Annotated in this window: 11 protein-coding genes; 6 read left to right on the forward strand and 5 right to left on the reverse strand. The window is 60.5% G+C overall.

Annotated features, from left to right (window positions below; translation table 11 throughout):
- Positions 1–12: 12 nt before the first annotated feature.
- The gene (locus ORL50_RS19030; protein WP_266017217.1) at positions 13–270 is read right to left on the reverse strand and encodes a hypothetical protein; all 258 of its coding nucleotides are present in this window, start codon (positions 268–270) and stop codon (positions 13–15) included.
- 244 nt (positions 271–514) lie between these two features.
- On the opposite strand from ORL50_RS19030, the gene ORL50_RS19035 reads away from it, so the two are divergent.
- From ORL50_RS19035 to ORL50_RS19060, 6 genes are all read left to right on the forward strand, one after another.
- The gene (locus tag ORL50_RS19035; RefSeq protein ID WP_266017218.1) at positions 515–1,675 is read left to right on the forward strand and encodes an efflux RND transporter periplasmic adaptor subunit; all 1,161 of its coding nucleotides are present in this window, start codon (positions 515–517) and stop codon (positions 1,673–1,675) included.
- Positions 1,672–4,773: a multidrug efflux RND transporter permease subunit gene (locus ORL50_RS19040; protein ID WP_266017219.1), complete on the forward strand. Its 3,102-nt coding sequence runs from the start codon at positions 1,672–1,674 to the stop codon at positions 4,771–4,773. The genes ORL50_RS19035 and ORL50_RS19040 overlap by 4 nt, the downstream gene beginning before the upstream one ends.
- Positions 4,774–4,782: 9 nt before the next feature.
- Positions 4,783–5,460, forward strand: coding sequence for a heavy metal response regulator transcription factor (locus ORL50_RS19045; protein WP_266017220.1), 678 nt, complete (start codon positions 4,783–4,785; stop codon positions 5,458–5,460).
- Positions 5,450–6,814 carry a heavy metal sensor histidine kinase gene (locus tag ORL50_RS19050; protein ID WP_266017221.1) on the forward strand — a complete coding sequence of 455 codons (1,365 nt, stop codon included), beginning with the start codon at positions 5,450–5,452 and terminating at the stop codon, positions 6,812–6,814. Before ORL50_RS19045 ends, ORL50_RS19050 begins: the two co-directional genes overlap by 11 nt.
- Positions 6,815–7,112: 298 nt before the next feature.
- Positions 7,113–7,337, forward strand: a complete 225-nt coding sequence (locus tag ORL50_RS19055; RefSeq protein ID WP_266017222.1) for a hypothetical protein — start codon at positions 7,113–7,115, stop codon at positions 7,335–7,337.
- A 292-nt stretch (positions 7,338–7,629) separates the two neighbouring features.
- Positions 7,630–9,132, forward strand: coding sequence for a sensor domain-containing diguanylate cyclase (locus tag ORL50_RS19060; RefSeq protein ID WP_266017223.1), 1,503 nt, complete (start codon positions 7,630–7,632; stop codon positions 9,130–9,132).
- Positions 9,133–9,185: 53 nt separating this feature from the next.
- Here the strand turns inward: ORL50_RS19060 and lpxC are convergent, their stop codons facing one another.
- The 4 genes from lpxC to ORL50_RS19080 form a co-directional block, all read right to left on the reverse strand.
- A complete protein-coding gene (gene lpxC / locus ORL50_RS19065) occupies positions 9,186–10,097 on the reverse strand; it encodes a UDP-3-O-acyl-N-acetylglucosamine deacetylase (RefSeq protein ID WP_045059296.1) in 912 nt (303 codons plus the stop codon).
- 112 nt (positions 10,098–10,209) lie between these two features.
- Positions 10,210–11,403, reverse strand: a complete 1,194-nt coding sequence (ftsZ, locus tag ORL50_RS19070) for a cell division protein FtsZ (RefSeq protein WP_266017224.1) — start codon at positions 11,401–11,403, stop codon at positions 10,210–10,212.
- Between the two features lie 73 nt (positions 11,404–11,476).
- Complete coding sequence (ftsA, locus tag ORL50_RS19075) at positions 11,477–12,736, reverse strand: cell division protein FtsA (RefSeq protein ID WP_122838792.1); 1,260 nt, start codon at positions 12,734–12,736, stop codon at positions 11,477–11,479.
- Between the two features lie 15 nt (positions 12,737–12,751).
- Entirely contained in the window at positions 12,752–13,621 is an 870-nt protein-coding gene (locus tag ORL50_RS19080) for a cell division protein FtsQ/DivIB (protein ID WP_266017225.1), read from the reverse strand.
- Positions 13,622–13,625: the final 4 nt, after the last annotated feature.

Below are 13,625 nucleotides of genomic sequence, written 5' to 3' on the forward strand. Positions count from 1 at the left end.
AAATCTCGAAGCTTAGCGCTTGCCCATCGACCGACGAGTACCCGGCGGCGCAGCGCCCGGGGTCTTGGTATGGCCATTCTTCGCGCCATTCTTGTACCAAGGCTGATTGGCATTCTTCGCAGCGGCCAGTTCGCCCGGCTTGAACGGGAATTTGAATGCCGGGATTGCAGGTTTGGTTTCGCTGTCTGCGCTGGAGTCGACGCTGTCTGGCAGGTCTGCCGGAACGTCGCTCGAAGCGTCGGCAACCGGCGGTTGTGTCGGGGAAGTCATGAAAGCTCCGGGTGATGCAATAGAGTCGGGCCCGGTCAGCGAGCCGCGAAAGGCGGCAGTATACCTGCCCGATCAATCCACGCACGCGCACCTTCGGTCGGTGTAACAGAATTTCGCGCAGCACCTCCCCAGCCAAACTGACGGCGCTGTCAGTTTGCAGTCACTTTCCTGACGGTGTAACAGGGCTATAAGGGAGGTATAAATCACCATTCAAAGTCCACCTCCTGCCTGGCGCCCCACTCGCATGCGAATCCAGAAAAACACCGCTCTGCTCGCCACCCTTCTGCTCGTGCTGATTGCACTGGGCATCTGGTACTTGAGCAAGCCGGCCACGGCGAAACTGGCAGCGCCGACCGCGATCCCTGTGCGAGTGGTGAATGTCGCCGAAAAAGATGTCCCGCGCTTTGTCAGCGGCATTGGCTCGGTGTTGTCGCTGCACAGCGTGGTAGTGCGTCCGCAGATCGATGGGGTGCTGACCAAACTGCTGGTCAAGGAAGGTCAACTGGTGAAGACCGGGGACCTGCTCGCCACCATCGATGACCGCACTATTCGCGCCAATCTCGATCAGGCTCGCGCGCAGTTGGGTGAAAGCCAGGCGCAACTGCAGGTGGCGATGGTCAACCTCAAGCGCTACAAATTGCTCAGTGTCGATGATGGCGTGTCGAAGCAGACCTATGACCAGCAGCAGGCGCTGGTCAATCAGCTGAAAGCCACCGCCCAAGGCAATCAGGCCTCGATCGACGCGGCACAAGTACAACTTTCCTACACACAGATTCGCTCCCCGGTCACCGGTCGGGTGGGGATTCGCACGGTGGACGAAGGCAATTTCCTGCGTATGACCGATACCCAGGGGCTGTTCACAGTGACGCAGATCGACCCGATCGCTGTCGAGTTTTCCCTGCCCCAGCAAATGCTGCCGACCTTGCAAGGCCTGATCAACGACCCCCAGCATGCCCAGGTCAAGGCCTACATCGGTGCCGACACCGACGGCGAGACCGGCAACCTGTTGGGCGAGGGGCATCTGACCCTGATCGACAACCAGATCAACTCCAACACCGGGACCATCCGCGCGAAGGCCGAATTTAACAATCCCGGGCAAAAACTCTGGCCTGGCTTGCTGGTGACGGTAAAAATTCAGACAGCCCTGGACAAAGATGCGCTGGTGGTTCCACCTACGGTGGTCCAGCGTGGCCTCGACCAACATTTTGTTTATCGGGTCAACGGTGACAAGGTCGAGATTGTCCAGGTGCAGATGGTGTATCAGGGCAGTGGCCAGGACATCATCAAGGGCGTGAAGCCCGGCGATGTGCTGGTCAGTGACGGCCAGTCGCGGCTCAAGCCCGGTTCCACGGTGCAGGTGCTTAGCGAACCGCCGCAGGTTGTGCAGTCGGAGGCCAAGCCATGAAGGGCCGCGGCTCGGTTTCGGCCTGGTGTATCGATCATCCGGTCGCGACGATCCTGCTGACGTTCGCCCTGGTGCTGCTGGGGGTGATCGCGTTTCCGAAACTGCCGATCGCGCCCCTGCCGGAAGCTGAATTCCCGACTATCCAGGTCGCTGCGCAGCTGCCCGGCGCCAGCCCCGAGACCATGGCTTCGTCGGTGGCCACGCCGCTTGAAGTGCAATTCAGCGCGATCCCCGGCGTGACCCAGATGACTTCGAGCAGCGCCCTGGGCTCGACCAACCTGACCCTGCAGTTCACCCTCGACAAAAGCATCGACACCGCTGCCCAGGAAGTACAGGCGGCAATCAACACGGCCTCCGGCAAACTGCCCAAGGACATGCCCAACCTGCCGACCTGGCGCAAGGTCAACCCGGCCGACAGCCCGGTGCTGATCCTCAGTATCAACTCAACCCTGCTACCCGGCCCGGAACTCAGCGACCTGGTGGAAACTCTGCTGGCGCGTCAGATCAGTCAGATCGACGGCGTAGGCCAAATCAACATCACCGGTCAGCAGCGTCCGGCAATCCGCGTCCAGGCTTCAGCGGACAAACTTGCAGCGATCGGGCTGACCCTGGCCGACATCCGCCTGGCCATCCAGCAAACCAGCCTCAACCTGGCCAAGGGTGCGCTGTACGGCGAGTCGAGCATCTCGACCCTGTCGACCAACGATCAGTTGTTCCATCCGGAGGAATACGGCCAGCTCATCGTTTCCTACAAGGACGGTGCACCGGTGCATCTCAAGGATGTCGCCAAGGTCGTCAACGGCTCGGAAGATGCCTACGTGCAGGCTTGGGCGGGTGACCAACCCGGGGTGAACCTGGTGATCTCGCGCCAGCCAGGCGCCAACATTGTCGAAACGGTCGACCGCATCCAGGCTGCGTTGCCCGGCTTGGAGGCCATGCTGCCGGCCTCGGTCCAGGTCAAAGTGCTGATCGACCGGACCCAGACCATCCGCGCGTCCCTGCATGAAGTGGAAATCACCCTGCTGATCGCAATCGCCCTGGTCGTCGCGGTGATGGCGCTGTTCCTGCGCCAGCTCTCGGCGACGCTGATTGTCTCGGCGGTACTCGGTGTTTCACTGGTCGCCAGCTTCGCCCTGATGTACATCATGGGCTTCAGCCTGAATAACCTGACCCTGGTCGCCATCGTGGTGGCCGTGGGGTTTGTAGTCGACGATGCGATTGTGGTGGTGGAGAACATCCACCGTCACCTGGAGGCCGGCGACGGCATGCGCGAAGCGGCGATCAAGGGTGCCGGCGAAATCGGCTTCACCGTGGTGTCGATCAGTTTTTCGCTGGTGGCGGCGTTCATTCCGTTGTTGTTCATGGGCGGTGTGGTCGGGCGGCTGTTCAAGGAGTTCGCTCTGACGGCCACCGCGACCATCATGATTTCAGTCGTGGTGTCGCTGACCCTGGCGCCAACCCTGGCTGCGCTGTTCATGCGCGCACCGGTGCATCACGCCAACCGCAAGCCTGGGTTCGGCGAGAGGCTGCTGGGCTGGTATGAAAAGGGCCTGCGCCGCGCCCTCGCGCATCAGAAGCTGATGATCGGAGTATTCGGGGTCTCATTGGGCCTGGCCATCGCCGGGTACATCTTCATTCCCAAGGGCTTCTTCCCGGTGCAGGACACCGGTTTTGTCCTGGGCACCACCGAAGCCGCTGCGGACATTTCCTACGGCGACATGGTGAAAAAACACCTGGCCATGGCCGAAATCGTCGCTGCTGACCCGGCTGTCCAGGCGTTTTCCCATTCAGTCGGCGTCTCGGGCAGCAACCAAACCATCGCCAACGGCCGCTTCTGGATATCCCTGAAAAAACGCGGCGACCGGGATGTCTCGGCCAGCGAGTTCATCGACCGGATTCGCCCGCAGCTGATGAAAGTCCCCGGCATCGTCCTGTACCTGCGCGCCGGCCAGGACATCAACCTCAGCTCCGGCCCGAGCCGCGCGCAGTATCAATACGTGCTCAAGAGCAACGACGGCGCGACCCTCAGCACCTGGACCCAGCGCCTGACCGACAAGCTGCGCAGCAACCCGGCGTTCCGCGACATCTCCAACGACCTGCAACTGGGCGGCAGCATCACCCACATCAGCATCGACCGCAGCGCCGCCGCGCGTTTCGGCCTGACCGCCAGCGATGTCGACGAAGCGCTATACGACGCCTTCGGCCAGCGCCAGATCAACGAATTCCAGACCCAGATCAACCAGTACAACGTGATTCTGGAACTGGACACCCGGCAACGGGGCAAGGCCGAAAGCCTCAACTATTTCTACCTGCGTTCACCGCTGAGTGGCGAGATGGTGCCACTGTCGGCCCTGGCCCGATTTGATGCGCCAACGGTCGGCCCGCTGTCCATCGCTCACGACGGCATGTTCCCGGCCGCCAACCTGTCCTTCAACCTGGCCCCCGGCGTGGCGTTGGGCGATGCGGTGATCATGCTCAACCAGGCCAAGGCCGAGATCGGCATGCCGGCGGCCATGAGCGGGAATTTCCAGGGTGCGGCCCAGGCCTTCCAGAGTTCGCTGGCCAGCCAGCCGTGGTTGATCCTGGCGGCGCTGGTAGCGGTGTATATCATCCTCGGCGTGCTCTACGAGAGCTTCGTCCACCCGCTGACCATTATCTCGACGCTGCCTTCAGCGGGGCTCGGGGCGGTGATCATGCTGTGGATCTGCGGCCAGGATTTTTCGATCATGGCGCTGATCGGCCTGGTGTTGCTGATCGGTATCGTGAAGAAGAACGGTATCCTGATGATCGATTTTGCCCTCGATGCCCAGCGCAACCGTGGCCTGCCACCGCAAGAAGCAATCTACGAAGCCTGTATCACCCGGTTCCGGCCGATCATCATGACCACCCTCGCCGCCCTGCTCGGCGCCTTGCCGCTGATGCTCGGCTACGGCACCGGCGCCGAACTGCGCCAGCCCTTGGGGATTGCGGTGGTCGGCGGGCTGCTGGTGAGCCAGGCGCTGACGCTGTTCACCACGCCGGTCATATACTTGTGGCTGGAGCGGCTATTCCATCGACCTGAACCAGCCCCGGTACCGGCGCTGGCGACCACAGACTGAGGCGGGGTCATGCGCGTCCTGATCATCGAAGACGAAGAAAAAACCGCAGACTATCTACACCGCGGCCTGACGGAACAGGGTTACACCGTGGACCTGGCCCGCGACGGCGTGGAAGGCCTGCACATGGCGCTGGAAAGTGACTACGCGGTGATCGTCCTCGACGTCATGTTGCCGGGCCTGGACGGCTTTGGCGTACTGCGTGCGTTGCGTGCACGCAAGCAAACCCCGGTGATCATGCTGACCGCCCGCGAGCGTGTTGAAGACCGCATCAAGGGCCTGCGCGATGGTGCCGACGACTATCTGGGCAAACCGTTCTCCTTCCTTGAACTGGTCGCTCGCCTGCAAGCGCTGACTCGCCGCAGTGGCGGGCATGAACCGGTACAGGTGAGCATCGCCGACTTGTGGATAGACCTGATCAGTCGCAAGGCGACCCGCGCCGGAACCCGTCTGGACCTGACCGCCAAGGAGTTTTCGCTGCTCAGCGTACTCGCTCGTCGCCAGGGCGAAATCCTCTCGAAAACCGCGATCGCCGAAATGGTCTGGGACATCAATTTCGACAGCGATGCGAACGTCGTCGAGGTCGCTATCAAGCGTCTGCGGGCCAAACTCGACGGGCCTTTCGACGAGAAACTGCTGCACACGATTCGCGGCATGGGCTACGTGCTGGAGAGCCGTAATGTCCAGTAACTCGATTGCCCTGCGCCTCAGTGGCATGTTCACGCTGGTGGCGCTGCTGGTGTTCCTGTTGATTGGCTGGGCGCTGTACCAGCAGGTCGACAAGGGCTTGGGCCTGCTGCCCGAAGCCGAGCTGGATGCGCGCTACAGCGTGCTCGAATCCACCGTCGGCCGTTATGGCACGCCGGAGCACTGGGTGAAGATCAACAACAAGCTCAAGCTGCTCGGCGAAGAAGACAAGCGCATCAGATTCTGGATCACCAGCGGCGACCCGCACTATGAATACGGCGAATTGACGCCGCAGATCCGCGCCTTCGCCCAAGGCCCGCTGGGTATGCGCGACTTGAAGCTGCCCGACCAGCCGTATCCATTGAAGGTGCTGGTCAGCCAGTTCCCCGCCAAGGATCAGCGTCCAGCGCTGCGTTTCATGATTGGCATCGACACCGAAACGTTTTTCCAGACTCAGCACCACTTGCTGATCGCGCTGATCAGCCTGGCGATCATCGGCGTGCTGCTGGCATCGGCGCTTGGTTATTGGGTGGCACGGATCGGCCTCAAGCCGCTGATCAAACTGTCCCAGGAGGCGCAGCGCCTGGCGCCACCGCTGCTGTCTGGCCGGCTGCAACTGTCGCCGCTGCCACCGGAGTTGAACCAGTTCGTCAGCTCATTCAATTCGACCCTGGAGCGGGTCGAGCAGGCTTACTCGCGCCTTGAATCCTTCAACGCCGATGTGGCCCATGAACTGCGCTCGCCACTGACCAACCTGATCGGCCAGACCCAGGTTGCCCTGACTCGCGGAAGGTCGGCAGAGCATTACTTCGAAGTGCTGCAATCGAACCTCGAAGAGCTTGAGCGACTGCGTTCGATCATCAACGACATGCTGTTCCTGGCCAGCGCAGACCAAGGCAGCAAGGCTACCAAACTGACCTCTACTTCACTGGCGGATGAAGTGGCAACCACCTTGGAGTATCTGGATTTCATCCTCGAGGATGCTCAGGTTGAAGTGCAGGTGAGCGGCGATGCACAGGTGCGAATCGAAATCGCCCACCTGCGCCGGGCGCTGATAAATCTGCTGAGCAACGCCGTGCAGCACACAGAACCCGGGCAGGTAATTCAGGTTCGCATCGAAGCCCAGGCGCACCAGGTCAGCATCGGCGTGGCCAACCCTGGCGCGCCGATTGCCAGCGAGCACCTGCCGCGCCTGTTCGAGCGCTTCTACCGCGTTGACGCTTCGCGCAGCAACAGCGGGAACAACCATGGGTTGGGGCTGGCGATCGTCAAGGCGATTGCGCTGATGCACGGCGGTGATGTGTTTGCCCGCAGTGACCAAGGCGTGAATACATTCGGCATCCACCTGCCCATCTAACCCCACCGATTCCTGCGTCGCTTGCGTCGCTCTTGCGCTGGCGAAGTGCGTCGCTCTTGTAGCAGCTGGCGAAGCCTGCGTTCGGCTGCGCAGCAGTCGTGAATCTGGATAACGCGGTATGACAGCAGATTTTACGTCTGCTTCGCAGCCGAACGCAGGCTTCGCCAACTGCTACAGGGCAGCCAACTATTGCCTTTCCCGCAACAGTCCTTTCACAAATCCACTCTTTTTCCCCTCGCCGTTCGGCCTTATCTTTGCGCCACCAAACAGCACTTGCCAAGCAAGAAGGTTTTCAAAGATGTCCAACTCCATGGGTATTGCCAGCGCTTTCGTTTTGTCCTCATTGTTCCTCTCCCCACTCGCGATGGCCGAAGAGTCGCCGACCTTCGCCGCCCGCAATGCCGAACGCGCAGCGGCGTTCGAAGCCTATCAGGGAGAGATGACGGCCAAGGCCCAGGAAGCTGCGCAGACTCCGCAAGCATCGACCATTCACGCCCAGCCCCAGGCTGAGAAAGACAGCTGACCCGCTGCAGAATCTGTTTCCCTCGACACTTTGCATAGGCTCTTCCCTTTGCAAAGTTGTCTTCAAGCCGCTGTTGCAGCGGCTTTTTTTCGTCTGCTGATTCTTACATCCATCGCAACGATAGGCACAACCGTCGACTACCTGCTTAACTCACTGTAGGAGCGAGCTTGCTCGCGAAAAACGTCAAGACACCGCGCTAAACCGCACAGCTCGCGTTATTGTTGACGTTTTTCGCGAGCAGGCTCGCTCCTGCAGTTATGAATTAAATGAAGTTAACGCAGACATCATTCCCATGATCGCGAGTCGTCTCCCTCAAGTATCAGGCAAGACCGGCCGACCGGAACTCATGGTGATCCTCGGCAGCACCCTGACGGTCATCGCGATTCTGGGCATTGTCACCTTCCTGCTGATCCGCGAGCATGCCGGAGCCAAGGAGGCCGCCACCCGCAGCGCGACCACCATTGCACAACTGATCGATGCCGATGTGCTGCGCACCGTCGAGCTTTATGACATGACCCTGCAGGGGCTGATCTCAGCCGCGCAACGGGACGACCTGCGCCAGGTGTCACCGCAGATTCGCCACCTGGTGCTGTTCGACCGCTCGACCACAGCTCGATTCAAGGGCGACATCCTGCTGCTCAACAAGCATGGCGAGGTACTCGCCGACTCCTCCCTGATCGAGCCCCGACCGGACAATTTCGCCGACCGCGACTACTTCCAGGCTCACGTCACCAACCCGGGAAGCGGCATGTTCATCAGCCGCCCGTTCAAGCCTCGCTGCGATTGCGAAGACAACAATGAATGGCGTATCAGCTTCAGCCGCCGCATTGCCTCGCCGACCGGGGAGTTTCTCGGAGTGGCCGTAGCATCAATGCGCCTGACCTACTTCGATCAGCTGTTCAACAGCCTGTACATAGGCAGCGACAGCACGCTGAACATCATCGACGACGCCGGCATCCTGCTGGCGCAGAAGCCCTATCTGGAGCATGACTCGATTGGCAAGAGCTTCGCCAACCGCCCCAACGTCGTACGCATCCTGCGCGAAGGTACTGGCAGCTTCGAGAGCGTTTCGAGTATTGATGGCCAGCAACGCCTTTATACCTTTTCCCGGGTCGGCAACCTGCCGCTGACAGTGATCGTGGCGCTTGCCAACAAGGACGTGTTTGCCGCGTGGCGACGCACGGCGTTGGTGATCAGCGGGGCGACAGGCGTGTTGTGCATTGGTTTGCTGTGGCTTAGCTGGTTGCTGCGCCGGGAACTGCGCTTGCGTCACCTCGCCGAGCAGGAGCTGGCGCAACTGGCCGCTACCGACGCCCTCACCGGGGTCGCCAACCGTCGCATCCTCGACCTGACCCTGCGCCACGAATGGTTTCGCGCACAACGTTCAGGCCTGCCGCTGTCGGTGCTGATGATTGATGCCGATCACTTCAAGGCGTTCAATGATCGCCATGGCCATCAAGGCGGTGACGAAGCCTTGCGCACCGTGGCCAAGGTTATCTCGGCCAACGTGCGGCGCCCGGCGGACCTGGTGGCGCGCTACGGTGGCGAGGAGTTTTCGGTGATCCTGGCGGAAACCGACAGCGCCGGCGCACAGCAGATTGCCGAAAAAATTCGGGCTGCGGTGGAACAGTTGCCACGGGTGGAGGGAGACGAGCAGCCGATGACCGTCAGTATCGGTATCAGCACCTGGACCACCCAGACGGATGCGACCCTGGAGCAACTGCTGTTTGCGGCAGACAAGGCGCTGTATCAGGCCAAGGAGCGAGGGCGAAATCGGGTGGTTGCAGCACCTTAAGCATAAAAAAAGGCCACCCGAAGGCAGCCCTTAAAAACTAGAGAGGTTTTTACTTACACGGCCGCAACTGGACGCATGTAAGAGATCGGTGCAGTGCTGGCGTCTTCGAAAGTCACGACTTCCCAAGCATCTGTCTGCTCAATCAACTTGCGCAGCAGCTGGTTGTTCAATGCATGTCCGGACTTGAAGCCCTTGAACTCACCTATCAGGCTATTGCCCAGCAGGTAGAGATCACCAATAGCATCGAGGATCTTGTGCTTCACGAATTCGTCTTCATAACGAAGGCCGTCTTCGTTCAGTACACCATCCGCGTCGACCACAATAGCGTTTTCAACGCTGCCGCCGAGTGCGAGGTTGTGCTTGCGCAGGTACTCGATATCACTCATGAAACCAAAGGTACGGGCGCGGCTGACTTCTTTTACGAACGAAGTGCTGGAAAAATCCACGCTTGCACTTTGTGTGCGGTCACGGAAAACCGGGTGATCGAAATCGATCTCGAAACTCACCTTGAATCCTTCGAAAGGGACAAAAGTGGCGCGCTTGTCGCCGTCTTCCACTGTCACTTCACGCAGGATGCGGATGAATTTCTTGGCGGCGTCCTGTTCTTCCAGGCCAGCCGACTGAATCAGGAATACGAAAGGTCCAGCGCTACCATCCATGATTGGGACTTCGGACGCGGAGAGCTCGACGTAGGCGTTATCGATGCCCAGGCCAGCCATGGCCGAGAGCAAGTGCTCCACCGTATCCACTTTGGTGTCACCACTGACCAGTGTGGTCGACATCGTGGTTTCACCAACGTTTTCCGCGCGGGCAGGAATCTGCACCACAGGGTCGAGATCGGCACGACAAAACACAATGCCGGTGTCGATAGGTGCGGGCTTGAGGGTCAGGTATACCTTCTCCCCGGAGTGCAGGCCTACACCTGTGGCACGGATAATATTTTTCAGTGTGCGTTGTTTAATCATGGCTTGGGCCGCTTCAGCGCAAATTGCGAACTGGTATCAACAAAGGCTGGCGATAATAGCAGACCAGACCTTTGCTGAACACCAATCACCTTCATAGCCCTGATACATTCCATCAATCGGCCTGACGACGCAGGAAAGCCGGGATGTCCAGGTAGTCCAGGTCATCTTGCGGATTCATCTTCGCGGCAGTCGCTGCACCGGCCTGGGCCTGGTTGCGCATGACGGTCGGACGGTCCAGATCACGGTAGTTCACGGCAGGAGCTTCCTGACGAGCGGACACCTGCTGCTGCGGCTGCGAAGCCACGGAAGTGTGCATGGTGTTGTCGATAACCTTCACAGGCTTCTCGATTTTCGCGCCCAGACCGGTAGCAACTACAGTCACGTGCAGCTCGTCGCGCATGTCCGGATCGATAACGGTACCGACCTTGACCATGGCGTGTTCGGAAGCGAAGGCTTCGATGATGCTACCCACGTCGGAGTACTCACCCAGGGACAGGTCAGGACCGGCAGTGATGTTCACCAGGATGCCGCGTGCACCTTGCAGGTTCACGTCTTCCAGCAACGGGTTGCGAATGGCCGCTTCGGTGGCCTCGCGTGCACGGTTCGGACCGCTGGCGCAGCCAGTGCCCATCATCGCCATGCCCATTTCGCTCATCACGGTACGAACGTCGGCAAAGTCGACGTTGATCATGCCCGGACGCTTGATGATATCGGAGATACCGCGAACGGCACCGGCGAGTACATCGTCGGCCTTGGCGAAAGCCGACAGCAGGCTGGCGTCTTTACCGAGGATGGTCAGCAGCTTCTCGTTGGGAATGGTGATCAACGAGTCAACGCTTTCAGACAGCAGACGGATACCTTCGTCGGCGATCTGCATACGCTTGCGGCCTTCGAACGGGAACGGACGGGTCACCACCGCAACGGTGAGGATCCCCATTTCCTTGGCCACTTCAGCAATGATCGGCGCAGCACCGGTACCGGTACCACCGCCCATGCCAGTGGTGATGAACACCATGTTGGTGCCCTGCAGGACTTCGGCAATGCGCTCACGGTCTTCGAGAGCGGCCTGACGACCTACTTCAGGGTTGGCGCCAGCGCCGAGACCTTTGGTCACGCCGGTGCCCAGTTGCAGGATGGTCCGCGCGCCGATGGATTTCAGCGCCTGGGCATCAGTGTTGGCGCAGATGAATTCAACGCCTTCAATGTTGCTCTTGACCATATGGTTGACAGCGTTGCCGCCGCCTCCGCCAACACCGATAACTTTGATGACCGGGCTTGCGGGGATGTTGTCTACGAGTTCGAACATTTTCCCTCTCCTTACATTCTCTAGTTTTTTCGCCTACTGCGTTTGTTGCGGTCCTGCGGTGTTGCGTAATTCTTTAGAAGTTGCCTTGTACCCAGCTCTTGATGCGATCGAGCAAGGCGGGCTTGGCTTCTTCATTGCTGTAGCTGTCACGGCTGCTGATGCCCGAGAACGAGATCCCGTCGGACTGCTTCTGCAGGCCGTACATCAACAGGCCAACGCCAGTCGAGTAGATCGGGTTACGCACCACGTCATCCAGGCCCTTGACGCCATGAGGCACGCCCAGGCGGACCGGCATGTGGAAGATTTCCTCGGCCAGTTCGACCGCGCCTTCCATTTTCGAGGTGCCGCCGGTCAGCACGATGCCGGCCGGGATCAGGTCTTCGTAGCCGCTGCGACGCAGCTCGGCCTGGATCAGCGTGAACAGCTCGTCGTAACGCGGCTCCACCACTTCGGCCAGGGCCTGGCGGGACAGCTCACGCGGTGGACGGTCGCCAACGCTTGGCACCTTGATGGTTTCGCCAGCACCGGCCAACTTGGCCAGGGCGCAGGCGTAGCGAATCTTGATTTCTTCGGCGTACTGGGTCGGGGTGCGCAACGCCATGGCGATGTCGTTGGTCACCTGGTCGCCCGCAATCGGGATCACTGCGGTGTGACGGATAGCGCCTTCGGTGAAGATCGCGATGTCGGTAGTGCCGCCACCGATATCCACCAGGCACACGCCCAGCTCTTTCTCGTCATCGGTCAGCACCGAGTACGCGGAAGCCAGTTGCTCGAGGATGATGTCGTCGATTTCCAGGCCGCAGCGACGCACGCATTTTTCAATGTTCTGTGCGGCGTTGACGGCGCAGGTGACCACGTGAACCTTGGCTTCCAGGCGCACGCCGGACATGCCCAAAGGCTCACGGACGCCTTCCTGGTTATCGATCACGTAATCCTGCGGCAGGGTGTGCAGCACACGCTGGTCAGCCGGGATCGCCACGGCCTGGGCAGCGTCGAGTACGCGCTCGAGGTCGGCGGAGCTGACTTCGCGATCACGAATCGCCACGATGCCGTGGGAGTTCAGGCTGCGGATGTGATTGCCCGCCACGCCGACAAATGCCGAGTGGATCCGGCAACCGGCCATCAGCTGCGCTTCTTCGATGGCGCGCTGGATCGATTGCACGGTGGACTCGATGTTCACCACCACGCCTTTTTTCAGGCCGCGGGACGGGTGCGTACCGATCCCGACGATTTCCAGCGTGCCATCGTCCGCGACCTCGCCGACCAGCGCCACCACCTTGGAAGTGCCGATATCCAGACCGACGATCATTTTGCCGCTTTGCACGTTTGCCATGGGTCCTGCCTCTTCTTAATTCTTCGCGACAGCGGGTTGGGCTGTCGTGGGCGCTACAGGTTCCCGCCAGCCAACAGCGAGGCCGTTGGCGTAGCGCAGATCGATGCGCGCAATGTTCGTAATCTGTTCTTTTAGCGTCTTGTCATAGATGGCGATAAAACGGCGCATCTTTTCCAACAGGTTGCCGCGTCCCAGCAGCAGCTCGATGCCCGGGCCTGCGCTGCCGGCTCCAGTGGTCAGGAACCAGCTGCCGCGCTCGCGCAATTCCAGCCGTGCAATCGAGAAGCCCAGCGGCCGGAGCATCTGGCTCAGCACCTGGTACTGCTGCATCACCTGCTGCTGGGCCCGTTGTGGGCCGAACAGCTGTGGCAGGTGTTCGTAGTTCGCCAGCTCACGCGGGGTGAACGCCTGGCCCTGGTTGTTGAGCAACGACTCATCGCCCCAACGGGCTACCGGCAGTTGCTCTTCCAGCCGAATCACCACCTGGTCCGGCCATACCCGGCGCACTTCGGCGTGGGCAATCCATGGCATCTGCTCAAGCTCGGTGCGCATGCTCGCCAGGTCGATGGTGAAGAAGCTCGCCGCCACATAGGGGGCGATCCGCTGTTGCACCGCTTGCTGGCTGATGTAACTCAGGTCGCCCTGTACGGCGATCTTGGTGATCGGTCGGTCGGCGTAGGGCAGCAGGCGCTGTGCACCTTCGTAAGTACCGAAACCCAGGGCTACCAGCAGTACCGGCCAGAACAGGGCTTTGAGAAAACCGAAGTTGGCTTTCGGCAGGCGCGCGGACATCGGCTCTTTGGCCACCATTCGGCTTGCACCCCGCGGCACCGGCTTGCGGCCGGGCGGTGCGGGAGGCTGATGTCTCAGCTGGGCGCCTTGCATGGTC

It is taken from the genome of Pseudomonas sp. RIT-562, assembly GCF_026241895.1.
Taxonomy (GTDB): Bacteria; Pseudomonadota; Gammaproteobacteria; order Pseudomonadales; family Pseudomonadaceae; genus Aquipseudomonas; species Aquipseudomonas mandelii_F.